The organism is Kribbella sp. CWNU-51 (assembly GCF_054073265.1).
In genome coordinates, this window is the sequence record NZ_JBSXMZ010000071.1 from 1 (window position 1) to 834 (window position 834).

Sequence of the window (834 nt, forward strand, 5' to 3'; positions counted from 1 at the left end):
CCGACCGAGTACGACAGGCGCTGGCCGACGATCCAGTCGAGGAACTCGTGGGTGCAGCCGGCCGCGTCGGTGCGGATCAGCACCTTGCGCCCGGGCCTGGTCCCCACCCGGTGTGAGGGGAGTTGTTTGAGCGCGTCGCGGACCACGGTGATGTGGTCAGCGGCGGTGTTCGAGCCGGCGTTCCCGGGCCGCAACATCACCGCCAGCGGCTCACCGGACCCGTCGGGTCCATGGTCGACGAACGCGCACAACGGGTGGAATCCGTAGCCCCGCTTGAAGGTTGGCGCCGCACCCTGCTTGTCCGAATGTGCACCCACCAAGGTGGCGTCGAGGTCGATGATCAGTGGATCGTCGACATCGCGACCGGCGTCCGGCGCGTACCGGCCGGCCAACGCCCACACCCGCGCACGCGCTGCGGCCCGAGCGACGTTGATCGCCTTCAGCACCGCCTCGACGTCGCCGGCGAGTGCGTCGATCGTGCGTGACACCGTCGGATCTGAGGCGACCGGGCCGAACAGGCCCGGCTCGCCGCGCAGCACCGCGATGTCGGCCAGACAGTCCCCACCCAGCCCGAGCGCGATCGCGAGATCGGTGACGATCTTGGCCGGATCGTGCCTCGCCAACGGCTTGCGCCACGGCGCCAACAGCCGCGACAACTCCGCGGCCACGCCGCTGGCCCGGACCGCGCCGGTGAGTAACAGGCCACCGGCCTGCGACACCACCCCCGACCCGGCCGCGTCAAACCGGACACACGGATACAACCCGGTAGTCTTCACCTCGAAGGTGCTCCTCGATTCCGCACGACATGGTCCTAGACAAACCACATCGTCGCTG

The 834-nt window shown here is 69.4% G+C and carries 1 protein-coding gene; it reads right to left on the reverse strand.

The genetic code is table 11. The features are described from left to right. The coding region (locus ACXC9Q_RS41840; protein ID WP_457062606.1) for a transposase at positions 1 to 776 on the reverse strand (776 nt) is incomplete at its 3' end. Positions 777 to 834 lie beyond the last annotated feature (58 nt).